The sequence below is a fragment of the Rhodococcus wratislaviensis genome, from assembly GCF_900455735.1.
GTDB classification, from domain to species: domain Bacteria; phylum Actinomycetota; class Actinomycetes; order Mycobacteriales; family Mycobacteriaceae; genus Rhodococcus_F; species Rhodococcus_F wratislaviensis.
Window position 1 is genome coordinate 444,697 of record NZ_UAUI01000001.1, and the last position, 23,674, is coordinate 468,370.

The 23,674-nt window shown below is 66.3% G+C and carries 28 protein-coding genes; 10 read left to right on the plus strand and 18 right to left on the minus strand.

Annotation, left to right across the window (positions count from 1 at the left end):
- Nucleotides 1-15 precede the first annotated feature (15 nt).
- The 8 genes from DTA22_RS02030 (at nt 16) to DTA22_RS02065 (ending at nt 7,632) form a co-directional block, all read left to right on the plus strand.
- Nucleotides 16-1,062 (plus strand): amidohydrolase family protein, encoded by a 1,047-nt coding sequence (locus DTA22_RS02030; RefSeq protein WP_037231920.1) that lies wholly within the window; start codon nt 16-18, stop codon nt 1,060-1,062.
- Entirely contained in the window at nt 1,059-1,802 is a 744-nt protein-coding gene (locus tag DTA22_RS02035; RefSeq protein WP_037231918.1) for an iron-sulfur cluster assembly protein, read from the plus strand. The genes DTA22_RS02030 and DTA22_RS02035 overlap by 4 nt, the downstream gene beginning before the upstream one ends.
- Nucleotides 1,799-2,824: an NAD(P)-dependent alcohol dehydrogenase gene (locus tag DTA22_RS02040; protein ID WP_037231917.1), complete on the plus strand. Its 1,026-nt coding sequence runs from the start codon at nt 1,799-1,801 to the stop codon at nt 2,822-2,824. Before DTA22_RS02035 ends, DTA22_RS02040 begins: the two co-directional genes overlap by 4 nt.
- A 42-nt stretch (nt 2,825-2,866) precedes the next feature.
- Entirely contained in the window at nt 2,867-4,516 is a 1,650-nt protein-coding gene (gene groL / locus DTA22_RS02045; protein WP_037231915.1) for a chaperonin GroEL, read from the plus strand.
- 98 nt (nt 4,517-4,614) lie between these two features.
- Nucleotides 4,615-4,941 carry a putative quinol monooxygenase gene (locus DTA22_RS02050; RefSeq protein ID WP_037231914.1) on the plus strand — a complete coding sequence of 109 codons (327 nt, stop codon included), beginning with the start codon at nt 4,615-4,617 and terminating at the stop codon, nt 4,939-4,941.
- Nucleotides 4,942-5,063: 122 nt separating this feature from the next.
- Nucleotides 5,064-5,384: a hypothetical protein gene (locus DTA22_RS02055; RefSeq protein WP_112298356.1), complete on the plus strand. Its 321-nt coding sequence runs from the start codon at nt 5,064-5,066 to the stop codon at nt 5,382-5,384.
- 95 nt (nt 5,385-5,479) lie between these two features.
- Nucleotides 5,480-7,228 (plus strand): sigma-54-dependent Fis family transcriptional regulator, encoded by a 1,749-nt coding sequence (locus DTA22_RS02060; protein WP_037231909.1) that lies wholly within the window; start codon nt 5,480-5,482, stop codon nt 7,226-7,228.
- Between the two features lie 158 nt (nt 7,229-7,386).
- Nucleotides 7,387-7,632 (plus strand): hypothetical protein, encoded by a 246-nt coding sequence (locus DTA22_RS02065; protein ID WP_037231908.1) that lies wholly within the window; start codon nt 7,387-7,389, stop codon nt 7,630-7,632.
- A 376-nt stretch (nt 7,633-8,008) separates the two neighbouring features.
- Here the strand turns inward: DTA22_RS02065 and DTA22_RS02075 are convergent, their stop codons facing one another.
- The 6 genes from DTA22_RS02075 to DTA22_RS02110 all read right to left on the minus strand — a co-directional run bounded on the left by DTA22_RS02075 (nt 8,009) and on the right by DTA22_RS02110 (nt 12,686).
- Nucleotides 8,009-8,305, minus strand: a complete 297-nt coding sequence (locus tag DTA22_RS02075) for an antibiotic biosynthesis monooxygenase family protein (RefSeq protein WP_037231957.1) — start codon at nt 8,303-8,305, stop codon at nt 8,009-8,011.
- A 367-nt stretch (nt 8,306-8,672) separates the two neighbouring features.
- Nucleotides 8,673-9,605, minus strand: a complete 933-nt coding sequence (locus DTA22_RS02085) for an NAD(P)H-binding protein (RefSeq protein ID WP_037231906.1) — start codon at nt 9,603-9,605, stop codon at nt 8,673-8,675.
- A gap of 342 nt (nt 9,606-9,947) precedes the next feature.
- Nucleotides 9,948-10,565 carry a TetR/AcrR family transcriptional regulator gene (locus DTA22_RS02090; protein ID WP_037231904.1) on the minus strand — a complete coding sequence of 206 codons (618 nt, stop codon included), beginning with the start codon at nt 10,563-10,565 and terminating at the stop codon, nt 9,948-9,950.
- Between the two features lie 26 nt (nt 10,566-10,591).
- The gene (locus DTA22_RS02095) at nt 10,592-11,113 is read right to left on the minus strand and encodes a GNAT family N-acetyltransferase (protein ID WP_052033116.1); all 522 of its coding nucleotides are present in this window, start codon (nt 11,111-11,113) and stop codon (nt 10,592-10,594) included.
- 485 nt (nt 11,114-11,598) lie between these two features.
- Nucleotides 11,599-11,814: a hypothetical protein gene (locus DTA22_RS02100; RefSeq protein WP_052033114.1), complete on the minus strand. Its 216-nt coding sequence runs from the start codon at nt 11,812-11,814 to the stop codon at nt 11,599-11,601.
- Nucleotides 11,815-12,068: 254 nt separating this feature from the next.
- Nucleotides 12,069-12,686, minus strand: coding sequence for an Lsr2 family DNA-binding protein (locus tag DTA22_RS02110; protein ID WP_245973240.1), 618 nt, complete (start codon nt 12,684-12,686; stop codon nt 12,069-12,071).
- Between the two features lie 445 nt (nt 12,687-13,131).
- On the opposite strand from DTA22_RS02110, the gene DTA22_RS02115 reads away from it, so the two are divergent.
- Nucleotides 13,132-14,352, plus strand: coding sequence for a L,D-transpeptidase (locus DTA22_RS02115; protein ID WP_112298358.1), 1,221 nt, complete (start codon nt 13,132-13,134; stop codon nt 14,350-14,352).
- A gap of 18 nt (nt 14,353-14,370) precedes the next feature.
- On the opposite strand, the gene DTA22_RS02120 is transcribed toward DTA22_RS02115, so the two are convergent.
- The 4 genes from DTA22_RS02120 to DTA22_RS02140 form a co-directional block, all read right to left on the minus strand.
- On the minus strand, nt 14,371-14,589 hold the full coding sequence (locus tag DTA22_RS02120) for an SRPBCC family protein (protein ID WP_245973239.1): 219 nt from the start codon (nt 14,587-14,589) through the stop codon (nt 14,371-14,373).
- 706 nt (nt 14,590-15,295) lie between these two features.
- Entirely contained in the window at nt 15,296-15,691 is a 396-nt protein-coding gene (locus DTA22_RS02130; protein ID WP_112298359.1) for a J domain-containing protein, read from the minus strand.
- 399 nt (nt 15,692-16,090) lie between these two features.
- Nucleotides 16,091-16,414, minus strand: a complete 324-nt coding sequence (locus tag DTA22_RS02135; RefSeq protein ID WP_112298360.1) for a hypothetical protein — start codon at nt 16,412-16,414, stop codon at nt 16,091-16,093.
- Between the two features lie 68 nt (nt 16,415-16,482).
- Nucleotides 16,483-16,905: an Hsp20/alpha crystallin family protein gene (locus DTA22_RS02140; protein ID WP_112298847.1), complete on the minus strand. Its 423-nt coding sequence runs from the start codon at nt 16,903-16,905 to the stop codon at nt 16,483-16,485.
- A gap of 127 nt (nt 16,906-17,032) precedes the next feature.
- Here DTA22_RS02140 and DTA22_RS02145 point away from each other — a divergent pair, with 127 nt between their 5' ends.
- Complete coding sequence (locus DTA22_RS02145; protein WP_245973238.1) at nt 17,033-17,437, plus strand: MerR family transcriptional regulator; 405 nt, start codon at nt 17,033-17,035, stop codon at nt 17,435-17,437.
- Nucleotides 17,438-17,988: 551 nt separating this feature from the next.
- Here DTA22_RS02145 and DTA22_RS02155 read toward each other — a convergent pair.
- The 8 genes from DTA22_RS02155 to DTA22_RS02190 all read right to left on the minus strand — a co-directional run bounded on the left by DTA22_RS02155 (nt 17,989) and on the right by DTA22_RS02190 (nt 23,674).
- Nucleotides 17,989-18,783, minus strand: coding sequence for a GvpL/GvpF family gas vesicle protein (locus tag DTA22_RS02155; protein ID WP_112298361.1), 795 nt, complete (start codon nt 18,781-18,783; stop codon nt 17,989-17,991).
- Nucleotides 18,780-19,145, minus strand: coding sequence for a gas vesicle protein GvpJ (gvpJ, locus tag DTA22_RS02160; RefSeq protein ID WP_005241554.1), 366 nt, complete (start codon nt 19,143-19,145; stop codon nt 18,780-18,782). Before gvpJ (DTA22_RS02160) ends, DTA22_RS02155 begins: the two co-directional genes overlap by 4 nt.
- 254 nt (nt 19,146-19,399) lie before the next feature.
- The gene (locus tag DTA22_RS02165; protein ID WP_037231898.1) at nt 19,400-19,810 is read right to left on the minus strand and encodes a PAS domain-containing protein; all 411 of its coding nucleotides are present in this window, start codon (nt 19,808-19,810) and stop codon (nt 19,400-19,402) included.
- A gap of 255 nt (nt 19,811-20,065) precedes the next feature.
- A complete protein-coding gene (locus tag DTA22_RS02170; RefSeq protein WP_112298362.1) occupies nt 20,066-20,293 on the minus strand; it encodes a gas vesicle protein GvpG in 228 nt (75 codons plus the stop codon).
- Between the two features lie 3 nt (nt 20,294-20,296).
- On the minus strand, nt 20,297-21,121 hold the full coding sequence (locus DTA22_RS02175; RefSeq protein WP_112298363.1) for a GvpL/GvpF family gas vesicle protein: 825 nt from the start codon (nt 21,119-21,121) through the stop codon (nt 20,297-20,299).
- Nucleotides 21,121-21,486 (minus strand): gas vesicle protein GvpJ, encoded by a 366-nt coding sequence (gene gvpJ / locus DTA22_RS02180; protein ID WP_005241539.1) that lies wholly within the window; start codon nt 21,484-21,486, stop codon nt 21,121-21,123. Before gvpJ (DTA22_RS02180) ends, DTA22_RS02175 begins: the two co-directional genes overlap by 1 nt.
- Before the next feature lie 302 nt (nt 21,487-21,788).
- Nucleotides 21,789-22,163, minus strand: coding sequence for a gas vesicle protein GvpJ (gene gvpJ, locus DTA22_RS02185; RefSeq protein ID WP_037231892.1), 375 nt, complete (start codon nt 22,161-22,163; stop codon nt 21,789-21,791).
- Nucleotides 22,160-23,674: an SRPBCC family protein gene (locus DTA22_RS02190; RefSeq protein WP_112298364.1), complete on the minus strand. Its 1,515-nt coding sequence runs from the start codon at nt 23,672-23,674 to the stop codon at nt 22,160-22,162. Before DTA22_RS02190 ends, gvpJ (DTA22_RS02185) begins: the two co-directional genes overlap by 4 nt.

Genomic DNA, 23,674 nt, shown 5'->3' on the forward strand with positions numbered 1-23,674 from the left:
ACCGGAGCATCCAACATGTATGAGAAGAACGGCGAGAAGTATTTCATCGTGGACGGCCACGTACACGTCTGGGACGCCCGCGAGTCGAACCAGAAGAACGTGCACGGCAAGCAGTTCATCGATTGCTTCTACGACTATCACAAGAATCTCAGCCCCGAAGAGGTCGTGTGGGACTACGACACCTACACGTACTACGGCAGCGAACGCTTCGAGCGTGACATCTTCGTGGAGGGATACGTCGATCACGCGATCTTCCAAGCAACCTTGCTCAGCGACTTCTACCACAACGGATTCGGGCGAACCGACGAAGCACTCGCCCTGGTCGCCAAGCACCCCGGCAAACTGACCTACAACCACGCCTACGATCCCCGCCACGAGGAGGCCGGGCTCGAACAGCTCCGCAAGGATGCCGACCGGATGAACCTGCAGGGCGTCAAGCTCTACACCGCCGAATGGCACGGCGACTCCCGCGGTTACAAACTCGACGACAAGTGGTCGCGGCGCTACCTCGAGGAGTGCATCACGCTGGGGATCAAGAACATTCACGTCCACAAGGGTCCGACGATCCGCCCCCTCGACCGCGACGCCTTCGACGTCTCCGACGTCGACAAGGTCGCCACCGACTACCTGGACCTGCGATTCGTCGTCGAGCACGTGGGGTTGCCGCGGCTCGAGGACTTCTGCTGGATCGCCACCCAGGAGTCGAACGTGTACGGCGGCCTGGCGGTGGCCCTGCCGTTCATCCACACCCGGCCCCGCTACTTCGCCCAGATCATCGGCGAGCTGCTCTACTGGATCGGAGAGGACAAGATCCTGTTCGGCAGCGACTACGCGCTGTGGACCCCGAAGTGGCTGATCGAGAAGTTCGTCGACTTCCAGATCCCCGAGGACATGCAGACCGAGTACGCCCCCATCACCGCCCCGCAGAAGCAGAAGATCCTCGGCCTCAACGCGGCGGCGCTGTACGACATCGACGTTCCCGCGGACCTCCGACTGGCCGAGCCGGCCGGGCAGGAAGGTGTGGAGGTCGCTGCCGGGGCGCGGGAAACCGTGTCGTCATGACCGCCGCCGTTGTCTGCACCGACCAGGACGTCCTGATGGCCCTGTCGACGGTCACCGACCCGGAACTGGACGAGCCGATCACCGATCTCGGCTTCGTCCGGTCGGTCACCCTCGACGACGGCGGGGTGACCGTGCACCTGCGGCTGCCCACCGCGTTCTGCTCGCCGAACTTCGCCTACCTCATGGCCTCCGACGCCCTCGACGCCCTGCGCCTGGTCGAGGACATCGGCGAGGTGCGGGTGCTGCTCGACGACCATCACGACAGCGACAAGATCAACGCCGGCCTCGCGGCCGACGCCGGATACGTCGGGACGTTCGGCGCCGAGGCGGAGGACAGTCTGCACGAATTGCGCCGAACGTTCCGGTCCAAGGCGCACGCCGCGGCGATGGAGCGGTGCGTCGAGGCGCATCTGAAGACTACCGATGTGGGTGTGAACGAGATCTACCGACTCACCCTCAGCGACCTCGCTCCCGGACGGGCCAAGGCCGCGCTGCTGCGTCGCCGGATCGGCATCGGGTTGAGCATCTGCCCGGCCAGCCGGGTGTTCGTCGACGACGACGGCAAGCGCATCCCCCCGGAGTCGGTGCCGATGCGGCTGCGCTTCGCCAAGTCGGTGCGAATCTCGATGGAAGGCAACGCCCACTTCTGCCGGGGCCTGCTCGCCACCCGTTACGCCGAGAGCGAATCCGTCGGCGCCACAACGCGAATCACCAACCTCAGAACCAGGAGTCCGCGATGAAGGCCGTGCAAGTGGTGGGATACCACACCAAGCTGCAGCTCACCGACATTCCCGAACCCACCATCGAGGGCCCCCTCGATGTCATCGTGCGCATCGGCGGCGCGGGCGTGTGCCGCACCGACCTGCACATCCTCGAAGGACAGTGGGAGGCGAAGTCCGGTGTCGCGCTGCCGTACACGATCGGCCACGAAAACGCCGGCTGGGTCCACGCCGTGGGCGACGCCGTCACCAACGTGACGGTCGGCGACAAGGTGATCCTGCACCCGCTCATCACGTGCGGACTGTGCCGGGCGTGCCGTTTCGGTGACGACGTCCACTGCCAGAACAGCACGTTCCCCGGCATCGACGTCAACGGCGGGTACGCCGAATATCTGCGCACCACCGCCCGCAGCGTGGTCCGGATCGACGACTCGCTCGAACCGGCCGACGTCGCCGCCCTCGCCGACGCAGGTCTGACGGCCTACCACGCCGTTGCCAAGGCCGCGAAGACGACTCGGCCCGGAGACGTGTGCGTGGTGATCGGGGCCGGTGGACTCGGCCACATCGGCATCCAGGTCCTCAAGGCGATCTCCGGCGTCACCGTGGTCGTGCTCGACCGCAACCCCGCGGCCGTCGAACTCGCCGTGAAGATCGGCGCCGACCACGGCATCGTCGCCGACGGCACCCACATCCAGCAGGTGCTCGACCTGACCGGCGGTCACGGCGCCGAAGCCGTCGTCGACTTCGTCGGCGAGGGCGGCGCGACCCGGGAAGGGATCGCGATGCTGCGCCGCGCCGGGAATTACTACGTCGTCGGGTACGGCGAGAACATCGACGTCCCCACGATCGATGTGATCTCCACCGAGATCAACTTCATCGGAAATCTCGTCGGCTCCTACAACGACCTCCAGGAGCTGATGACCCTTGCCGCCCAGGGCAAGGTCACCCTGCACACCACCCGGTACCGGCTCGAGGACTTCCAGCAAGCACTCGACGATCTCGATGCCGGCCGGGTGCGCGGCCGCGCGATTCTCGTCCCGTAGCACTCCGCATCCTCCGCTCGAAGCACGAAAGGAACATCAGCCATGGCAAAAGAGCTGCGGTACAACACGGACGCCCGAGCCCGGCTCGAGCACGGCGTCAACGCCCTCGCCGATGCGGTCAAGGTGACCCTCGGCCCCAAGGGGCGCAACGCGGTGCTCGAAAAGCTCACCGGACCACCGACGATCACCAACGACGGCGTGACCATCGCCCGCGAGATCCAGCTCCGCGAACCCTTCGCCAACATGGGTGCCCAGCTGGTCAAGGAAGTGGCGATGAAAACCAATGGTGTGGTCGGCGACGGCACCACCACGGCAACCGTGCTCGCCCAGGCGATGGTCCGCGAGGGTCTGCGGTCCGTCGACGCCGGCGCCAACCCCATGCGGGTGCGCCGCGGCATCGAGCGGGCCGTGTCCGCGGTCGTCGACTCCCTCCGCGAGCAGGCCTCCCAGATCGGGGGGCAGAGCGATCTGCAGCGGATCGCGACCCTCGCCGCCAGCGACGACGAAGTGATCGGGCACGCCATCTCGAGGGCCGTCGACTACGTCGGCAAGTCCGGGGTCGTCACCACCGAGGAGAGCGACACCCTCGGGCTGTCGGTCGACATCGTCGATGGCATCGAGTTCGATCACGGGTACATCTCCGGCTACATGGTCACCGACCCGGAGCGGATGGAAGCGGTGCACACAAATCCGCTGATTCTGCTGACCAACAAGAAGATCACCCAGGTCCAGGACATCATGCCGAGCATCGAGGTGGCCAAGCGCGCCGACCGCCCCCTGGTGGTACTGGCCGAGGAAGTCGACGGGCCGGCCCTGCAACTGCTCGTCGGCGGCAACATGCACAAGACGATGCAGTCGGTGGTCGTCCGGGCCCCCGGATTCGGGCACCGCCGCGTCGCCGAGCTCGAAGACCTCGCAGTGGCACTGGGTGGGCACGTGATCGCCAAGGACACCGGCATCGAACTGTCCGAAATCAGTGTCGAGCATCTCGGTTCGTGTGACCGCATCACCGTGACCGAAAACGAGACCACGATCGTCGGCGGGCACGGAGACCAGCGCCTGCTCGACGCCCGCATCGCCCAGCTCGAGTCCCAGCACGAGCGCGCCAGGATCGAAGCGGACCAGGAAAGCCTCGAACTGCGCATCGCCCGGCTCACCGGTCGGGTTGCCGTCATCCGCGTCGGCGGCGCGACCAGCGTCGAGCTCAAGGAGCGGATGTTGCGAGTCGAGGACGCCCTGGCCGCCACCCGCGCCGCGGTAGAAGCGGGCATCGTCTCCGGCGGTGGCACCGCGCTGGCGCAATCACACCGGGCTCTGGCCGACCTCGACCTGGCCGGCGACGAGGCCATCGGATGCGACGTCGTGCGCCGCGCCCTGCCCGAACCGCTGCGCTGGATCGCGATCAACGCAGGATTCGACGGCGACGACGTCGTCGAGGTGGTCGCCGGTCTGCCGCTCGGGCACGGTTTCAACGCCCTCACCGGTGAATACGGGGACATGTTCGACGACGGAGTGATCGATCCGTTCAAGGTCACCCGCGCCGCCCTCGAAAGCGCGGCCTCGATCGCGGCACTTCTGATCACCACGGAAACCGCTGTCGTGGAAGAGGTGCTGGGCAATCCCGGTGCCATCATGGCACCCGGCTTCGGCGATCTCGCCGAAGGCATGGTTCGCCCGTCGAATATCTACTAGAGCAAGCCAGTGGGTCACCGCCTCGACGGTCTTACGAGGCGGTGACCCACTCCCCCGTTCCGGCGGTGAGGAATCCGTCCGAAAGAAAGTGAGTCATTGTGATTTTCATCGTGGTGAAGTTCAAGGTTCTCGACAAGTACCGGAACGACTGGTTGCTCGTCACCCAGGAGTTCACCGACGCGACCCGATCCGAACCGGGCAACCTCTGGTTCGAATGGCACCGCAGCGCAGACGATCCCGCCGAATTCGTGCTGATCGAGGCGTTCCGGGACGGACAGGCCGGCTCGGACCACGTCGCCGCCGATCACTTCCGGAAGGGTTTGGACGCGATGCGCCCGGCGCTGAGTGAGACACCGCGAATCATCCATACCGACCTACCCGGCACCGACTGGTCCCGCATGGGCGAACTGGAGATCAGCCGGTAACCCGGTCCGGTGCACAACCTGACGAAATACATCACTGTGGAAGGACAAGGCATGACCGTGGTCAGGACCAGCCCCGCGGCACCGTTCGACCCCACCGAACTTCTCGATTCGGGGCGCGCGATATGACGCCCACGAAACCACATGTCCGGTCGAAGCGGGACGACGACATCGTCGTGGAGTTCGGAAACCGGTGGGCGTTGTTCGGCGGCGGCAGCGCCGAAGACATCTTCGTCACGTTCGGGTGGACCGAGGCACAGTACTTCGAACGCCTGCAGGTCTTGGCAGGGCGCCGTTTCCCGCCCCTCGACGACGCCCTCCGGCAGCGTCTTCTCGCCGTGTGCGCCGCGCGGCTGCAGCGAGTTGATCATCCCCCTTCCCGAGCGGCGAAAGGCCACGTCGATAACCGCGAATCCCGGCCGACGAAACGGCCGTCCCCGCACTGACGTCGACCACCCCGTCTCATATTGAGACCCGTCTCACAACGAGACGACGTAGTCTCAACTACGTGAGCGGTGGAGAATCGGGGCGTAAACACAGCATGACCAGCAAGGATCTACAGCGGGCGCGAGAGCTGTTCCTCGCCGACGACGACCTCGACAGTTCCGTTCGCCAGCCCATCTCGTACTCGTGGCAGCGATCGAAGTCGCTCAAGGTGCGCCCGGATCAGCTCGACCTCCCGTTCGTGCGAGAGCCGAACCTGGACTGCCCTCTCGTTGCGGCCGCCGAACCCGTCTTGCGGCAGCTCGCGGACGGACTGGTCGACGAACCGGTGAGCGTCATCCTGACCTCGGCCGACGGAGTGATCTTGACCAGGATCACCGCCAGCCGAAGACTCAATCACACACTCGACGACGTCCAACTGATACCCGGTTACAGCTACTCGGAAGAATTCGCCGGCACCAATGGCATCGGCACCACACTCGAAACCCGTCAGCCCACCCTGGTGACCGGCGCCGAGCATTACGCCGATTGTCTCGGGCAACTGGCTTGCGCCGGTGTCCCGATCACCCACCCGATGTCCGGCGCCCTCGTCGGTGCACTCGACCTCACCGGCTGGGTCGAGGACGGGGGCCCACTACTGGCCACCCTCGCCAAATCCGCCACGGCTCAGATCGAAGGCCGCCTGCTGGCACAGGCCAGTGCAGACCAGACCGCGTTACTCAACGCCTATCTGAAGGCCTGTCGGCGGTCACCCCGAACAGGAGTGTTGGCGCTCGGAGACGATGTCGTGCTCGTCAACCGAAAACTACGCGTGGCGCTGGATGCCCAGGATCAGGGCGCTTTGCTGGAACACGCCGTCGATCTGAGCGGCGCGCCCGCCACCCAACGACACATCGTCGCCCTGCCCAGTGGGCAGACGGCCCGGCTGTCATCGGTTGAGGACTTCGGGCCCGGGGCCCGGAGGCAGATGGCCTTGTTCTACGTACATCTGCTCGAGATCCCCACCTCGGGATCCCCTGCTCTCGAGAGCATCCGCGTCTTGCCCGGAATCACCGGCAGCAGCGCGTCCTGGCGCCGTAGTTGCCAGCAAATCGCCCGCTGCGCGCGCGAGCAACAGTGGGTCACCGTCTCCGGCGAAGCCGGAAGCGGCCGCGGATCAGCCCTCAAAGCTGCTGCCATCGAACATATTCCCATCCGCACACGGATCTTCACGGTGGCCGAACTCGCAGGCGACAGCGCCGGTCTGCCGGCACTCGAACAGGAACTCGGACAAGACCGATTCAGCGTCATCCTGCGCGACATCGACCTCCTCGGCGAGTCACAGCTGCGGATAGTCGCCGACCTCGTTCAAGGACGCGAACACGCAGGATGGATCGGCGCGACCATCGGCGGAACCGATCACAACACCGACCTCGACAACCTGGTCCTTCCCCACTTCAGTCATACCGTCACCATGCCCGCGCTGCGTCATCGCATCGACGATCTTCACAGTTTGGTACCGCATCTGCTGAGGCAGCTCGGTCGCGGCGCGGACCTGTCGCTCTCGCCTGCGGCGATGCGCCAACTCTGCAAGTACAGCTGGCCCGGAAACGTCACCGAGCTCCGGCAGGTTCTGCACGAGGTGGTCCAGCGTCAGCGCTCCGGTGTCGTCGAGGTCGAGCAGCTACCCCCGATGTGCCGCGCTCTGAGCCGACACACACTCACACAGATCGAAGCCCTCGAACGCGACGCCATCGTGCGCAGCCTCGAAGAGAACCACGGCAACAAGCGGGCCGCAGCAACAGCTCTCGGCATCTCACGGGCCACCATCTACCGCAAGATCAAGGAATTCGGCATCGACATCTGAAGTCGTCCGCCCCCCAGTGTCAGGAAATGAGACGGCCGCCACACCCAGTCCGGCGGATCATGAGGTCAGACAGAAGTTCCCACGCGGATCAGCAACTCGTTGACGGGCAACCATTTTCGAGTACGGGTACGCGACCGGGACCGACGTGAGGACGACCCATGAATACGAACCCATCTGCCGCGGATACCCACTCGGCATTCCCCGGCAGCACCACCTCCCGGGTGTGGTTGGTCGCCGCGCTGGCGCACACTTGCGAACCTGCCGACCGCCCCGCGGTACGTGACGATCTGATGCGGACCTGGGTTCCGGAGCCGGGCAGCGGGTACCGCACCCACGACGGCCGTCGCCGGGCCACCTGGGCGCAATTGCACTCCCGGTTCGATCTCGTCGAGGTGACCCCATGACCACGTCCTGCGCGATCCGGCCCGCGCCGGGCCGCCACCGCTCATCAGGGCTGGTACCGGCCCAGTCGACCACCTTGGGTGATCGACTGGCCTGGGAAGACGCTGCCGAGGATGCGCGGCGCTTGTCCCCCGACGACCGGACCACGTGCCCGCTGCACCGACGGTGGATCCACCACTGCGTCGCGTCGCCGACGCACGTCAACGCCGTCACGCGACACAGGTGGTGCCGCCAGTGCGCCGTCCCGCTCACCGTCACTGTCGACGAAATCGCACAGACCGTCACAATGGTCTGCCCGTCCTGCGGAGACGGCGGCAGTCCCGCCACCACAAGGCTGGTGTCCGCGTGTTGCGCCAGCCTCGGCGAGGCGTCGAAACATCACACTTCGCGGACAGGCTCGTAGTGCTCCACGAGCGGGAAGGGCTCGTAGAAGTGGTGCAGCAGCTCCTTCCATTGCTGGTACTCGCTCGACCGACGAAAGCCTTCGGTGTGGTCTTCAAGTTCCTCCCACTCGACCAGCAGGAGATAGACGTTCGGTCGCTCGAGGCCGCGTGACAACCGCAGTCGCAGGAATCCGGGCATCGACGAAATGATCGACTCGGCCTGCCGGAACGCAGATTCGAACTCCTCGACCCTCGCGGGTGCCACGGACAACAGTGCGTGTTCCACGATCATCAGCACAGTATGCGACGTGATCGCATCCAACGCGTGGCGCAGGTCGAGGGATGCGCGGTGACGTCGCACGACGGGAATGCACCGCGGCGGATTCCGTCGCACAATCGAAAGGAGACGAACCACAACGGCCGGTCAGACCACCACCATCAGCGTCGGCGCCGACGGCAACCTCACCGGCCCCATCCGAAGCAACCGGGAAGACACGGTGGTGGCCGTGACCGCCGCGGGCGGGTTATGGGCGCTCGGATCGGGCGGCATCGTCCTCGTCCCGGCACTCGTACACGCGGTGTCGACCCGGACCCGGAGGCGGCAATGGGCGTACGAATGGACTCGGCTCGACGCACCACCGCGATGACCCCGGCCCGTACTACCCGGAGTCAGCCGACTTCGAGAACAGCTCGCGGTGTGCGGCGACGTACTGCTCGACCGACTGCGCGGGCTCGCCGGTCACGTCCTCGACGTCGGTGGTCAGCCGGTTGTAGCGATCGTCGCGGTGCAGTGCGGCGACCGTGAGGAGGTGTTGCACGGTGTGCGAGGAGATGCCGGGCACCGCGCCCATGATGTCCACGAACTTTCCGTAGGGCAGATCGGATCCCGTTACCGGCCGACCCAAGCCACGGGTGTACTGCTCGGCGAGTCCGTCTATGTCCAGGACGGCGGGACCGGTCAGCTCGTAGACCTGCCCGACACGGCCTGCTGGATCCTGAAGAATGGCGGCGATGACACGGGCGACGTCGGTGGCGGCGACGGGCGACGTCCTGCCGGTACCGAACGGCAAAGCCAAAACACCGTGTTCGGCGACCGAACGGCTCGCCACGACGGTGAACAGCGGGTTGTCCAGGAAGACCGTGGGTCTGACATGGACGACGGGCAGACCGGACCAGTTCATGATGCGCTCGGCGAGCCAGTGCAGTCGTTGGTGCCGCGACTCCGCGGTGCTGGTCGACGTCATCTGCGACACCGTCATCTGCGACATGTTCACCAACGCCTCGAGGTCGCCCCGCTCGTCGGCAATCGCGCAGACGACAGCGGCGGCCTCCAAATAGTCCGCGGAGACGCTCATGTTGAAGAACACCCGCGTCACGCCCGCCAGCGCCGCAGCGACGTCTCCAGGTCGGGTCAGATCGCCAACGACGATGTCCGCTCCCAGCTCCCGTAAGGCATCGGCGCGGCCGTCGTCGCGATGAACCATCGCCCGCACGGGCTCGCCACTGCGCAGCAGCAGCTCCGCGACCAGCCGGCTGATGCTGCTGTAACCGCCGCCCACACCGGTCATCAGGAACGGCGCCCGGTCACTCATGACCGAATCTCGCTGTTCGCGTCAGTCGGGAGCCACGACTGCCCCGCTGATATGGAATGCGCGCTGCGGCCATCAGGGACCTCCTGGAATTTCGCTCTACTGCGACGTTACGACAGGAGAGCACGCACTAGCCACCCACCGAATAGGACACGTGGCTCCCGGATCGCTCGCGAACACACCCCGACACCGGAGCCGTGGGTGCGGTTCGGTGATCCGGCGGGCTCAGTGAAGAACAGATCCACCGGGATGACGGTGTGGCGCGGTAACCCGGCCCCGGGCAGGGTGGGTTGCCACAAGTTCCAGCCGCACCGTCGATGCGATACCCGTTGCCGTGCAGGGTTTTCAGGATCGGTAATGATCGTCGGACTGGGCGGTGTGCAGCGCGGTAAGGATGTGATCGACCGCGGCCGTTGTGCGTTGCGCGTCGCCGGTGGCCAGCAGGTCCAACAACGCACCCCGCAGTGCGGCGAGCACACTGGTCCGTTGATCGCGCGCACGAGCGGTGCCGCGCGTGTGTTCCGGTTGCGCCGAGGCGAGGACGTCCAGCCAGTCGGTCACGGTCGCCTCGGCGAATTCGTTCCATGGTCCGGTGGGGTCGGTCAAGGATCGGCCGTAGGCCTCGACCCATAGGGCGAGCATCGGCCGGTGTGCGTCGGCCACGAGCCACGACCACACCGTTCGGGCGACCTGGAAGATCGCCCCTGGATCGTCTTCGGCGTCGCGACGTATCTCGTCGAGGAAGCCCAGTTCGTCACGGCGGGCGCGCGCCAGTATCGCGCGTATCAATCCCTCCCTGCTGCCGAAGAGATACAACAGCACCCGCGGACTCGACCCGATTGCTGCTGCCAGGGGCCGCAAGGTGAGCTCTGCCAGCCCATTGGCCATGACGTAGGCGTGCGCGGCATCGAGCAGCTCGATATGACGGGCCGACGCCGAGCCGGCGGGCCGTTCATGCGCCACTCGATCTCCGCGTTGTTCTCGGTTCACTAGAGTTCTCGTGACCAGCACTGTTCGACGAGGTCCTGTCCGAAGAGCCGGCTGCTCGTTTCGGAGTCCAGCTCGAAGCCGGCCGCCTGATAGATGCGCCGCGCCGACGACAGAGTGTCGACGGTCCACAGGCCGATACGGCGGTATCCGGCCTGCCGAGCGAAGTCGACGCACGTATGGACGAGTCGACGCCCGAGCGCGTGTCCTCGCGCCTTCGGGTCGACCACCAGCACACGCAGTTTCGCCGAGACGTCGTCGTCGCCGTGGGTACAGAACACGCAACCCACGCGGGCGCCGTCGAGTTCGGCAATCCATGCCGCTTCACGCTCGTCGTGATTGCGTGCGTACTCGGCCACCAGTTGCGCCACCAGCACCTCGATACCACTGTCCCAACCGAACTCGTTGGCGTACACCTCACCGTTGGCCTGGATCACCCACCCCAGATCGCCCGGCGCTCCCAGCGGTCGAATGGTGACCTCAGTGGCGGCCTCGCCCTCACCGGCCACGTGGGTCTGATGCATCACGTCCTCCTCGCTCCGATCGCACAACCAAGCACTGAAACGATCGTTTCAGCACTTTAGCATTGCAGCCCGGATCGCGGAACCAACGATCCACCACCGCCGGCCCCGCTCACGTCGATACAGCCCCCGCACCACCTGCCGCCGCACTCGTCCCGACCTCGGCGAACTCGACAGTCACGTCGGCAGCTGAGCCGACCTGCCCAATTCGGACACAGCGGCTCCCACCGAACCTGTGCGAAGCCGCCGCCGCGCGCCACCTCACCGACAGGTACGGCACCGATCCCGTCCGCTGGTAGCCGGTGCGTCACCTGATGCCCTCCTCACGGGCGAAACAACCGCCGCCGAAAGCGGTAGCCCGACCCACCGGCCCACCGCGAAGATCGCAGGGTTCCTTGCGGTGTCGAGGCAATGTGCCACGCTGTCGTGCGCTGCCCCGACGACGCACCGGTGCAGCGCACGCCAATTCCCGGTGGCATCCCGGCCGATCAGCAGGCAGCGCCGGTCGATCCCGGGCCCCGAAGATAGTCGATAAGCGTGTCGAGGACGGCTTCGAGATCCTCGACACTGCCCGTCGACCGCAGGACCTGCACCCCACCCTGAATTCCCGCGATGAATGCGGACGCGGTGCGCGGCGCATCGACGCCGGCCCGGATCTCACCTGCCGCCCGCATCGCCTCGATCCCTGCCGCGACTTGAAACACTGCCTGTACGCAGGCTTCTCATGCACGGTATTGGCTCGAGCGTTGATCATGCGTGAGCCGATCTTCGGATAACGTTCCCCGGCTCGTCGTCGAGGCGTAACGACCGCACATACCGATAGCGTGCCACGGAGCCCCTGCCGGGCGAAGGATAAACCCAGGGAACGGGCCCACACAGAGTCCGCCTCCGGCCACGGTTCGAAATGATCAGCTCGTGGGCCTGGTACCCGTGGCTCTACCCATCGGGGGTGAGGTGGTTAGTGGGCGACGCGGAAGGCGTGCTCGATGTTCGTGGGTATGCGACCGCGCGAGGAGATCTCATAGCCTTCTTGCACCGCCCATTGGCGGATCTCTCTGGCCGTGCTTGCACTCCGGGCATGTTTACGGGGACGGCGTCTCGGCGCTTCCTCCTGCTCGGGTGGGTAGGGCGCGGTGCTGTCGTCGGTCTCGCCTCTCCTCTCGACCTGCTTCTCTTCTTCGACCTCCGACAGCCTTCCGCCCTCACCTACCTGCTCGCCCGCCGCGGACTTGCTATCCGCCGCGCGCTCTTCTTCGCTCTCCGGCGGCTCGTCGACGTGGGAGTCGCGGATCTCGCCCGACCCGCGCGGGATTCCGGCAACCGCGTCCTCGTTCCCCGCCGGTTTCTCGCCGCTCGCTAGGAGTCGGCTGTTCAGCGATTCGATACGCGAGCTGGCCGCGGTGACTGCCGCGGCTTTCGCGGAGTTCATCAGGTCAGCCCGAATTGTCTCGCCGAGTTTGACGATCTCAGGGGAATCGGTCAGCTTTGCGGTCCAGCCCCTCAACAGGTATCCCGCCCCGGCGGCCGCCGACACCAGCCAAATGGTTTTCATCGTCTTCACCCACTGTGTTGGCACCTGGGCACCTCGGCGTCGCGGGCAGCTGGTGCCGGACGGGGTGCGTAAGCCGTGCTTACCCCAGGCTGAGGCGCTTAATCATCAGCACGGAACGCCGACAGGCGGTCGGCGGCACCGATGCCGGAATGCTCGCTCACCAGCTGCGGAATATTCCTGTGCCGTCGATACAACGGGCCGCGCGATCCTCGACTTGCCGCTGAAGTTCTGGCCGGGCGTATCGACGTCGACGAGTTCAACGGATGACCGCACCGACGCGGCAGATGGGGAGCCAGCGGTGATACAACCGCGACACCCCGTTCACCTGGTGGAGGTGCTGTCCACGGGCATGGCGCCACCTAGGTCGAACCCGCCGGGGGCGAAGGCCGCTGCCGCGAACTGCCCTGGTGACCGCCGTCGCATAGCGACTGCACACGCCCGGGCCCTTCCGCACGGGAGAATCACTGTCATGCACGCCCGTCGCCGTCCCGGTCACCTCGCCGCTGTCCTCGCAGTCCTGCTGCTCGCTCTCGCCGCCGCCTGCGCACCCTCCACCGACCAACCTGCAGGACCGGCCACACCGCCGCCGGGACCGGAAATCACCGTGTCCCCGGCCGACGGCGCCGCCGCGGTCAACCCCACGGACCCGGTAGCGGTGAGCACAAACGGTGGCACCCTCGAGACGGTCACCATGACCAACGACGAGGGACGGGTGGTCGAGGGCATCTTCACCCCCGATCGCATGTCCTGGAAACCGGGAGTGCCCCTCGGCTACGGCCGCACCTACACCCTCGCGGTCACCGCGGTCGGCGACCAAGGTGTCCGGAGCGAGAAGACCAGCACGTTCTCCACGGTCACCCCCGGCAACCAAACCAAACCCACCTTCGTCACCAGCGGCGGGAACCTGCTCGCCGACGGCGGCACCTTCGGTATCGGCATCGTGATCGTCACGCACTTCGACGAACCGATCACCGACCGCGCCGCCGCTGAAAGAGCCCTGCACGTGGAGTCCACACCCCCGGTGACCGGATCCTGGTACTGGGCGGACGATCAGAACGTGCACTGGCGACCCCAGAACTACTGGACACCCGGCACCCAGGTCACCGTCCGCGCCAACGTCTACGGCATCGCGCTCGGCGAAGGCCTCTTCGGCCAGGAGGACGCGCAGACCTCGTTCACCATCGGCGACGCACACATCTCCATCGCAGACGACACCACCAAACAGGTCACCGTCACCGACAACGGCGAAGTGGTCCGCACGATGCCGACGTCGATGGGCCGGGGCGGGACCGAAGTCGTGGGCGGGCAGACCCTCTCGTTCTGGACCCAACCGGGCATCTACACCGTCATCGACAAAGCCAACCCGGTCATCATGGACTCCTCCACCTACGGACTGCCGGTGAACTCCCGCCTCGGATACAAGGAATCGATCAACTACGCCACCCGCATCAGCAACGACGGCATCTACCTCCACGAACTCGCCGACACCATCTGGGCGCAGGGCAACACCAATGTCTCGCACGGCTGCCTGAACCTGAGCCCCGACAACGCCCGCTGGTTCTACGACTTCTCCGTCCCCGGCGACATCGTCGAGGTCCGCAACACCGGCGGTGCTCCCCTCGAGCTGTGGCAGAACGGCGACTGGTCCGTCCCGTGGGAGCAATGGCAGGCCGGCAGCGCTCTGACCTGACCACACAGGGACGCGGCTTTACTCGGCGCGGGTTTCGAGCAGAGCCTCGAGGTTTCGCAGGTTGGCGGCGAAGTCCCGCCGCAGGCTCGCGGCCACCACCGGGTCAGCGAGGGCGAACAGCCCCTTCTGCTCCATCCGTATGTGGCAGCTCAGCCGGATTCCCTTGGCGGTCTCCTCGGTCAGGTAGGACACCTCGAAGCGGCCCGGGCCGGACGCACCGGTGAACGTGATCTCCACGTTCGGTTCGAAGTGAAGTCGAAGACCTCCCCGACGGCGTCGCGGCGGCCTCGGCCTCTCGCTCGCCGGTCGCGGCGGCGGTGCCCGTGTTCGCTTCCGGTGAAGGCCCCTCGGGGTGAGGGCGCCTCGACACCGGCGGGGTCGGTGGGCTCGCTCTGCTCCTCGGTGGTGGTGCCTGCCTCCCCGGTTCCGGTGGCCTCGTCCTCGGCCGGCTTCGGTGCGATGTCCTCGGCGGGCTCCGATTCCGATGATGCCTCGTCAGCGGCGGGGGTGTGGTCGAACGAGCCGGGGCCTGCGGATTCGGAGACGTCACCGAGTTCGAGTGCGGCAACCAGTCGGGGGCGATGCCGCCGTCGACGGCGCCGAGTTCGTCGGCGCAGGAGCCGAGCACATCGGATGCGGCGGATCCGGTGGCGGCGAGCACGGACGGCGAGTCCGCGTCGCCGGGAGTATCGGCGGAGGCGGGCGGCGCTGCGATGACCACCGCGACCGCAGCCGTCGAGGCCCCCAGCGCCAGCGCGGGCAGCCTTCTCATGCCCACCGCAACTCCACGGAAGGGCCCGGCGGCCCCGAACGAGACTGAAGCGGCAACGGATGTTCCACCACCTACCTACCTGTTCACCTCGGCGGAACGACGCCCTGATGATCCTCATCGGCACCTCCCGCACGGCGGCGCGATGTCGCTGCAACCGGGTGAGTGCTCATGTCAGCGGTGCCACTGCACCGGGCTCACCCACAACCCCGTTGCGGGTGGGCCCTGCGGCGGCGGGGAACCGCGCACGACGACCCGGATGCGGATCGGGGTGGCCGGCCGGGTCGGAGCCTCCGGCCGTCGCCGAGGCTGGACATCGGATTCGGCCTCTGCCCTCTCGGTCACCGCCCGGTCATGGGCGGCGCGGTGCTCGGGATCGCGCAGCAGGGCGTAGGCGGACAGAATGCGCTGGAGGTGTTCGTCCGCCGCCGGATTGGAGGACCGGGGGCGTGTGCGGGTGTCGGGATGGTGTTCACGCAGCAGCCGCCTGTAAGCACTGGTGATTTCGGACTGGGACGCCGACGAGGACAGTCCCAGCACCTGATACGGATCCCGATTGGCGGCCGTCACTTCGTTTCGTTCCTGCGATGCGCCGGAGAAGAGGTGGTCCCGGGCATCGAGGTGCCGGAACCACCAGAACGGGCGAGCCCGACCCGCACGAAAGGCCCACCCGCTTTCCTGATTCTCGTGAATGTGACAGGTGGGCACTGCCCCGCCCGGAACAGCCGACGAAGACCGTCTGCCACTAATGGCCGTGCGCCCCGGTCGATCCGACACAACCACCACGGATTGTTGTCGGGTGCGCGGTCGGCGCCGAAGTGTGGTCCTTTTCGTTGATCGGCGGCACCGGGCGGTGTGCCCCGGGTTCGCCGCGCCGCTCGCGAAGCAATGACAGGTGAAGGAGGCGGCAGCGGTCGAACCCCGTGAGCTGGTGCACTCGTCTGATTCATCACCCCTTTCCGAACTACATCACAGACGAAACATAATCTTGCGGATGGACTTTCCGGGTGCCGGTGGCGAACGCTGCGTGGCCCGGATCTCCGGGACCGGAGGAGCCGACACCGTCCACCCCATCGAAGCGGGAGGGAAGGGCTGCGGCGGACCGGCCGGCGCAGTCGCCAGCCGAGCGAGCAGGACCACGGCCTGCGGCGTGAGCGCGTCGGCGAGGATGCGATCCGAATCGGCCTCGAGCACTGCGTAGTCGAGCTCGTGCCACGGCCACACCACTTCGCGTGCGCCGCGCTCCGGAATTACGGTGGCGTTCACGTCGGTGACCATGTTCGCCAGTGTCATCGACAATTCACCCCCTCCCGAGCCGTGTCATCTCAGTCGAGCGTTGACGGTCTCCCTGTCGACCGCGCTCAGGCGGTGACCGCCTTCTTCTCCGAATGCCCACTACTGATTTCGATCTTGCGGGGCTTGGCCTTCTCCGCGACGGGGATCGTCAACCGCAGCACCCCGGCGTCGTAAATCGCCTCGATCTTGTCCGCATCGAGGTTCTCCCCCAGGAACAGCTGCCGGCTGAACACCCCGCGCGGACGCTCGGCTGCAACCATCTCTCGGTTCTCGTCGAGCGCGGACCGTTCGGCACGCACCGTCAGAGTGTTCTTGTCGACGTCCAGATCCAGCGAGTCGGCATTCACGCCGGGTAGATCGAACTCCACCACGAACCGGTCCTGTTCACGCCAGGCGTCCATCGGCATCACCGCCGGACGGGCCGCGGTGCCGAGGACCTGCTGTGTCAGACGGTCGAGGTCGCGGAACGGATCCGTACGCATCAACATCGTGTCCACCTCCTGAAACCCTCTTCATTCCACCAGGTAAACTCCAGCAGATGCTGTAGATTTGGTATAGCATCTGTCATAGACCATGACAAGAGGTTGCGCGAGAAAATTCCCGATCGGAGCAAAAGTGCCCGAAAAATTCGAGCGGTACGACTCCGAATCACCGTCGCTGCGCGGCGTTTACGGCATTTCGGTAGCCGCCGAGCTGTCCGGATTCGGGGTCGCCGCGCTGCGCCTGTACGAGGACTACGGGCTGATCACCCCGGGCCGCACCGACGGCGGCACCCGCCGCTACAGCGACTACGACCTGACGCGGCTTCGGCGCATCGCCGAACTCATCGAAGCCGGAGTCAACCTCGTCGGTATCGGCCGGGTTCTCGACCTCGAGCACCGCACGGACGAACTCGAACGCCACAACCGCCGCCTGCAAGCCGACAACGCGCAACTACGCGCCGAGCAGGATCCCGAGACCAGTACAGACCACACGAGCACCGCCGGTAACCCCGGCATCGGCAAACGCGAACACCACTGAAAGCGCCGGCCGCGCCGCTTCGGGCGCAGGACGGGCCGGGAATGGCATCAGCGACGGAATGATCGGTCACGGTCGGCCGAAGACGCACCGAGAACAGCCGCACCGGAACGGTGAGATTCGATGCACGACACGCGATTTCGGTCCATCCAGTGGTGTGGGCTGGTTCCCCTCACCGAGGCGAGGCGCCGCAGGACCCTCACCATTCGTTGGGGGCGAGCGGCGGCCGGGCGCGCCCCCTGCTACGAGCACCCCGACACATCGCCGAAGGCACAGAACTAACCGGCGGTCCTACGTACTGGGAACTTCGCCCGACCTATGCGGTGGTGACGTCGGTGGGTCGGGAAGATCGACATCGAGAACGAAGTCCAGCCAGGTGAGTGCGTCTGCCCGGGCTTCCGCCCGCGTAGTGATGTCAGGAGACACCGTCCGCAGCACCCAACGCTCCGATGCCGGGTGCGGTTCAACGCGCACCCGGGACACCTCGCACGAAAGCCGGTACGTGCAGGGTGAGCACAGCCTCTGGGAACCCTGAACGACCACAGACCTTTTCGTCAGCCCTCCGGCTTCGGTGTGACCACAAAGTCGTAGGGGGCCATGGGGCCGAGGATGCGCATGGTGACCCGGTTGTCCCAGCGTTCGGCCAGGTCGCCGACCGTCCGTTCGAGTTCGCCTTGCCGGTCCACCTCGAAGAGGACCGCGAGGTGGACGGCGTCCTCATCGTGGGTGGGTTCGCGGACGGTGACGGTGTCGGTCAGCGGTGACAGCGCGTCGAGGGTGGTGCGGGTGTCCGCGTCCCGTTTGGCCTCGAGGGCTTGGCCGATGATCTCCCCTAGGGCCATTCTGGCGTCCCGGGTGAGCTCCTCGGGCTGGTCGCGGATCGTTTCGAGCAGGTCGGTGGCCTTCGGGCTCTCGTCGACGATCTCGCGGATGATGGTCTCCTCAACATAGCGGCCCTTCACCATGTACTGGGCGAAGCCCTCGAGCTCATTGAGAGCGGCAGCGAACTCGTCCTCGTGTTCGGTGAGGAGCTCGTTGATGACCGCGTCACGGTCGGACACGACGGCACCGAACCGCAGCGGCAGCACCGGGGCGACGTGCGAGGTGCCGTCGAGGATGTGGGCGTGGGCCTGCAGGTCCGCGGGGGTGCCCAGTCGTTGGTCCGGGTCGATCTCGCTGACCAACGCCGCGATGTCGCCGTGTTCGACGATCTCGATCGGGGCGTCGTGGACGCCGGAGGCGTCGTCCTCGGGTTGCACGTCCGCGGGCACGATGCCATACACATAGATCACCGCCGCCGAAGCACCCTCGTCGTTGTCGTTGTCGTCGGTGTCGTCGGCGGAGGTCATTTCCGCCTCCGCCGGGGTGCCGGTTCGCGTTCGCTTCCGGATCCGCTGAGCAGCTCACCGAGCGTCTCCCCCACGCCCTCGAGGACACCCTTGGTCTTGGACTTCGTGCTGCCACTGCCCTTGACATCGGACACGAGGTCGGACAGGCCCTTCGGTTCACTGCCGATCGCGAGCCGGTTCGCCGCCTCGGCGAAGCGCAGGTAGGTGTCGACGCTGGCGACCACGATGCGGGCGTCGATGGTGAGCAGTTCGATACCGACCAGTGACACCCGCACGTAGGCGTCGATGACCAGGCCCTTGTCCAAGATGGTGTCGATGACGTCCGCCAGGCTGCTCGAGCTCGGACCACCCGCTGTGGTCATTGCTGTGCTCCTCACTTCCGGCCCCCAGGTGTTTTCGCCTGGGCGCGCCGATCCCGACCGATCGCGAGTACCCCACCGACCGTCCTCTTGAACAGCGCCCCGACCACGGGCGTTCGCGGGTCGGCGGCGTTTGCCGATGCCGCCGACCGAGTGCGTGCCGAGAACCCATGCGTGAAGGACGTGTCGTTCGAGACCTGCGCGCCGCACCCTCCGGGCCCCCGGACACTGACCAGCGACCGGACACGATCGCGGCCTCACCCGAAGGTCGGCGCGTTTCCGCCGTCCCACAACAGCTCGGTCACGTCCTGGAAGCAGACGAGCAATACCGGATCGTCCGCACGTGTCAGCACGGACTTGCTGATCGCCGCCCGCACGGCAGAACCGTCTCGGTGCGTGAGCGTCACGATCGTCCCCGCCGACTGTTGCAGATCCTCTGCAACCGGCCGCGGAGGGGACGCCGTCGGGAGCAGATCTCGCATGGATCGCCCCGAGAGCACATCGTGCGGATACCCCATCATGGCCTCGAACGCGCGATTGACGTGCACGACGTGACCGTCGCGGTCGACAGCGAGCACCGGCACTGGGAGCCGTTCCAGCAGCACCAGCGCGGGAAGTCCTTCGAGGTAGCCCAGAGCGGTATCCGGATCCGCACGTCGTCTCTCCATAATGATGTATCGAGGGTGCGGCCCCGCTGTTACCCCCGACGCTGAAACACCGGCAGCGGCGGCGACCCCTCGATCGGGCCACGTCGACACCCGGCCGCCGCCCCGTCCGCCCTCGCGGCCGAGGGATGGAAGAGCAAACTCGGGCACACGACCACGGCAGGCCTGTCCGGGACCGCGGAATCGGGATGACCACGCACCGCATCCGTCCCATCGCTACCACGCCGCGGATCCAGCGCGGCCCTGCCGGTGATTTCCCTAGGGTGATCCCGTCAACCGGTCGATGAGCGCCTGTTGCGCCTGCTCCTCCTCTTCGGCCGTGATCTCACCCCGGGCACGGGCCTCCTCGAGCTCCTCGAGCCCGCGGCGGATTGCCGCCGGATTGTGCATCTCCTCCTCGACCTGCCGCTTGATCAACTCCGCCAGCGAGATCACACCCTTCACCGGCTGGAGCGGCAGCGTGACGATGAAAGACAACAGACCCATCGCTCAGCCCTGCCCCGCCGGATTCTGGGTGACCACGAAGTCGTAGGCGGCCATGGGCCCGAGCAGCTTCAGCTCGACCCGGCCGTCCCACACCTCGGCCAGATTTCCCACAGCCTCTTCGAGTTCGTCCTGCCTGTCCACGTCGACGAGGACCGCGACCTGCACGGCCTCCTCCTCGTGCGTGGGTTCGCGGCGGTTGACGAAGTCGGTGAGGTCGCCCAGGGCATCGACCGTCTTGCGGGTGTCTTCCTCACGCTTGCCGGCGATCGCGTTGTTCACCACTTCCCCGAGCGCCATCCGCGCCTGGCGGCCCGCGTCCTCCGACTTGTCCCGGATCTCCTCACGCAACTGCGCCGCCTGCTCGTTCTCGTCGAGGATCTCCCGCAGGATCGCCTGCTCCGCATACCGGCCCTTGACCACGTACTGGGCCTTGCCCTCCAGTTGTTCGAGGGCCGCCGCGAACTCGTCCGCATGTGCCGAGAGCAGTTCCTCCTTCACTGCGTCGGCGTCGGTGAGCACCGCACCGAACCGCAGCGGCAGCACCGGCGCCACCCGGGACGTCCCGTCCAGCACGTTCGCATGGGCACGGAGGTCTTCGGGTTTGCCGATCGGACGGTCCACGGACACTTCGCTCACCAGGGCGGCGACGTCACCGCTCGCGACGACCTCCACCTTCCCATCCGCGACCCCGGTCGCGTCGTCCCCAGGTTCGACGTCGGCCGGGACGATGCCGTAGACGTACACCCCCGCCGTCTGCTTCTTGTCCGACTTTTCCGACTTCTCTGTGTTCTCTCTCTTCTGCTTCTTCGTCTGCTCCGATGTAGCCATCACCTGTCACCTCGAGTCGACTTGCGCGACACCCGTTCCCGTTCCGGTTCCTCTTGCCCGCCCAGCAGGCCGCCGAGCTTCTCTTCGATGGCGCTCTTCGTCTTCGACTTCGCGATCTTTTCCGTCCCGCCCGACACCAGATCGGACAGCCCCTTCGGCTCGCTGCCGATCGCGAGCCGGTTCGCCGCCTCCGCGAATCGCAGGTAGGTGTCGACGCTGGCGACCACGATGCGGGCGTCGATGGTGAGCAGTTCGATACCGACCAGCGAGACCCGCACATACGCGTCGATCACCAGGCCCTTGTCCAAGATGGTGTCGATGACATCGGCCAGGCTGCTCGAACTCGGCCCACCCGCTGTGGTCATCCTCCTCGCTCCTCCCTGCCCCGCTATCGCCCTCCGCAACACCGTGTGCGGGCGGCTCGACGCGTGGCGGTATCGATCGCTCCTCGGCACGCTCTGCGCTCTCACCGCCGCCGCGGCGTCCAGCTCGCCAGTGGCATACCCGAAGTGGAGATGTAAGTGCGGACTACCGGACTACCCCGAACTCCGGAAGTTCAATCGATCAAAGACCGCCAGGGACTGAGTAATTCGACGACTACACCACTGCTCGAAACGGTCCGACCGGTCGGCCCTCGGGTGCCCGTTGGCCTGTTCCGATGTCGACATCACTTGTCCTCGCGAGTGGACTTGCGTGAAACCCGTTCGCGCTGAGGTTCTTCCTGTCCGCCGCCGAGGAGGTCGCCGAGTTTCTCGCCGGCGGCCCCGAGTGCGCCCTGAGTTTTCGATTCAGCGCCTCCCTCGCCGCCCCCAGCCAGGTCCGTCAGCCCCTTGGGCTCGCTGCCGATCTCGAGCCGGTTCACCGCTTCCGCGAACCGCAGGTAGGTGTCGACGCTGGCGACGACAACGCGGGCGTCGATAGTCAGCAGTTCGATACCGACCAGCGAGACCCGCACGTACGCATCGATCACCAGGCCCTTGTCGAGGATGGTGTCGATGACGTCGGCGAGACTGCTCGAGCTGGGTCCACCGGCCGTGGTCATGCGCGTGCTCCTGTCCTACGCCGCGGCGTTGCCTTCTTTGCTGTGGTCTTCTTTGCTGCGGTCTTCTTTGCAGGGGTCTTTTTTGCCGGGGTCTTCTTCGCGGGGGTCTTCTTCGCGGCGGCCTTCTTTGCGGGGGCCTTCTTTGCGGGGGCCTTCTTTGCTGCGGCCTTCCGGGGACGACGCCGCCGCGGCTCGGGACGCCGGCGCGGCTCGGGCTCCTCCTCGGGTTCTTCCTCCTCGTACTCCCCGGTCTCGTCCTCCGGCTCCTCCTCCGCCTCGGCGGCCTCGTCCTCCGGCTCCTCCTCCTCGTACTCCCCGGTCTCGTCCTCCGGCTCTTCCTCCGGTTCCTCCTCCTCCGCCTCGGCGGCCTCGTCCTCCGGCTCCTCCTCCTCGTACTCCCCGGTCTCGTCCTCCGGCTCTTCCTCCGGTTCCTCCTCCTCCGCCTCGGCGGCCTCGTCCTCCGGCTCCTCCTCCTCGTACTCGCCAGTCTCGTCCTCCGGCTCCTCCTCCTCCTCCTCCTCGTACTCGCCGGTCTCGTCCTCCGGCTCCTCCTCTTCCTCGTACTCGCCGGACTCGTCCTCCTGGTCCTGCGGCTCTTCGTCTTCGGCAGTCTCGTCGTCCGGTTCCTCGATGATGTCCTCGGACTCCTCGGGTTCGACGACCTTGCCGTCCCGGATTTCTCCGCGCCACCCTTCGATCTCGTCGGGATGGAGAACGGACTGGGTCATGACATGGCGTCCGAAGTGCTTCAACTCCAAACGCGCTCGCCGTCCCTGTGCACGCCACAGGTTTCCCGTCTTCTCGAACAATCCCTTCGGGTGATACTCGAGGATCAGAACGATGCGGGTGAGATCCGGGGTCACCTCGTGGAACGTCACCGCACCGTCGATGAAACCCTTGGCGCCCTTCGAGCGCCACACGATCCGCTCATCCGGGACTTGCTCGATGATCGACGCTTCCCAGGTGCGGTGCGACAAGAAGATCTGAGCCTTCCACTCGAGCTTCTCGTCCGCCTCCTGCTCCACCCGCTCGACCTTCTTCATGAAGGAGGGGAAGTCCGCGAACTGGGTCCATTGGTTATACGCCAGTTGGACCGGGACACCGACATCGATCGTTTCGACGATATTGGTCAACTTGAGCTTCTTGCCCTTGCCGCCACCGCCACCACCGGTGACCGCGTCCTTCACATCCGACGCCGTGTCCTTCACCTTGTCGGTCAGCCCGGAGAACAGTGACTTGCCGTCGCCCTTCTCGTCCCCGTCCCCGTCACCGTCACCGTTGCCGTTGCCGTTGCCGGTGACCGCGGACAGCAGGCTTCCACCGCCGCCCTCGGCGTAGTCGGTCAGCCGGCCGGCCGCACCCTGCACCTTGTCGGACACGGTGGACATCGCCTTGTCGGTCACGGTGCCAAGCAGGCCCTGCGCCGCCTTCTTCAGCGGTGACACCGATGCGGCCTCACCGGACACGTTCTGGCGCAGCTTCTTCGCTGCACTGTCGAGATTCGAGGTCAT

What these genes read in the sequence shown, in the direction of transcription:
- DTA22_RS02140 (WP_112298847.1), bottom strand. Translation starts at nt 16,905, where the DNA reads ATGTTGATGCGTACGGATCCGTTCCGCGACCTCGACCGTCTGACACAG.
- DTA22_RS02170 (WP_112298362.1), bottom strand. Translation starts at nt 20,293, where the DNA reads ATGGGTCTGTTGTCTTTCATCGTCACGCTGCCGCTCCAGCCGGTGAAG.
- DTA22_RS02115 (WP_112298358.1), top strand. Translation starts at nt 13,132, where the DNA reads ATGCACGCCCGTCGCCGTCCCGGTCACCTCGCCGCTGTCCTCGCAGTC.
- DTA22_RS02035 (WP_037231918.1), top strand. Translation starts at nt 1,059, where the DNA reads ATGACCGCCGCCGTTGTCTGCACCGACCAGGACGTCCTGATGGCCCTG.
- gvpJ (WP_005241554.1), bottom strand. Translation starts at nt 19,145, where the DNA reads ATGACCACAGCGGGTGGTCCGAGCTCGAGCAGCCTGGCGGACGTCATC.
- DTA22_RS02095 (WP_052033116.1), bottom strand. Translation starts at nt 11,113, where the DNA reads ATGCATCAGACCCACGTGGCCGGTGAGGGCGAGGCCGCCACTGAGGTC.
- DTA22_RS02055 (WP_112298356.1), top strand. Translation starts at nt 5,064, where the DNA reads ATGACGCCCACGAAACCACATGTCCGGTCGAAGCGGGACGACGACATC.
- DTA22_RS02175 (WP_112298363.1), bottom strand. Translation starts at nt 21,121, where the DNA reads ATGGCTACATCGGAGCAGACGAAGAAGCAGAAGAGAGAGAACACAGAG.
- gvpJ (WP_037231892.1), bottom strand. Translation starts at nt 22,163, where the DNA reads ATGACCACGGCCGGTGGACCCAGCTCGAGCAGTCTCGCCGACGTCATC.
- DTA22_RS02085 (WP_037231906.1), bottom strand. Translation starts at nt 9,605, where the DNA reads ATGAGTGACCGGGCGCCGTTCCTGATGACCGGTGTGGGCGGCGGTTAC.
- DTA22_RS02135 (WP_112298360.1), bottom strand. Translation starts at nt 16,414, where the DNA reads ATGACACTGGCGAACATGGTCACCGACGTGAACGCCACCGTAATTCCG.
- DTA22_RS02075 (WP_037231957.1), bottom strand. Translation starts at nt 8,305, where the DNA reads ATGATCGTGGAACACGCACTGTTGTCCGTGGCACCCGCGAGGGTCGAG.
- DTA22_RS02030 (WP_037231920.1), top strand. Translation starts at nt 16, where the DNA reads ATGTATGAGAAGAACGGCGAGAAGTATTTCATCGTGGACGGCCACGTA.
- DTA22_RS02165 (WP_037231898.1), bottom strand. Translation starts at nt 19,810, where the DNA reads ATGGAGAGACGACGTGCGGATCCGGATACCGCTCTGGGCTACCTCGAA.
- groL (WP_037231915.1), top strand. Translation starts at nt 2,867, where the DNA reads ATGGCAAAAGAGCTGCGGTACAACACGGACGCCCGAGCCCGGCTCGAG.
- DTA22_RS02040 (WP_037231917.1), top strand. Translation starts at nt 1,799, where the DNA reads ATGAAGGCCGTGCAAGTGGTGGGATACCACACCAAGCTGCAGCTCACC.
- DTA22_RS02060 (WP_037231909.1), top strand. Translation starts at nt 5,480, where the DNA reads ATGACCAGCAAGGATCTACAGCGGGCGCGAGAGCTGTTCCTCGCCGAC.
- DTA22_RS02065 (WP_037231908.1), top strand. Translation starts at nt 7,387, where the DNA reads ATGAATACGAACCCATCTGCCGCGGATACCCACTCGGCATTCCCCGGC.
- DTA22_RS02190 (WP_112298364.1), bottom strand. Translation starts at nt 23,674, where the DNA reads ATGACCTCGAATCTCGACAGTGCAGCGAAGAAGCTGCGCCAGAACGTG.
- DTA22_RS02155 (WP_112298361.1), bottom strand. Translation starts at nt 18,783, where the DNA reads ATGACCTCCGCCGACGACACCGACGACAACGACAACGACGAGGGTGCT.
- gvpJ (WP_005241539.1), bottom strand. Translation starts at nt 21,486, where the DNA reads ATGACCACAGCGGGTGGGCCGAGTTCGAGCAGCCTGGCCGATGTCATC.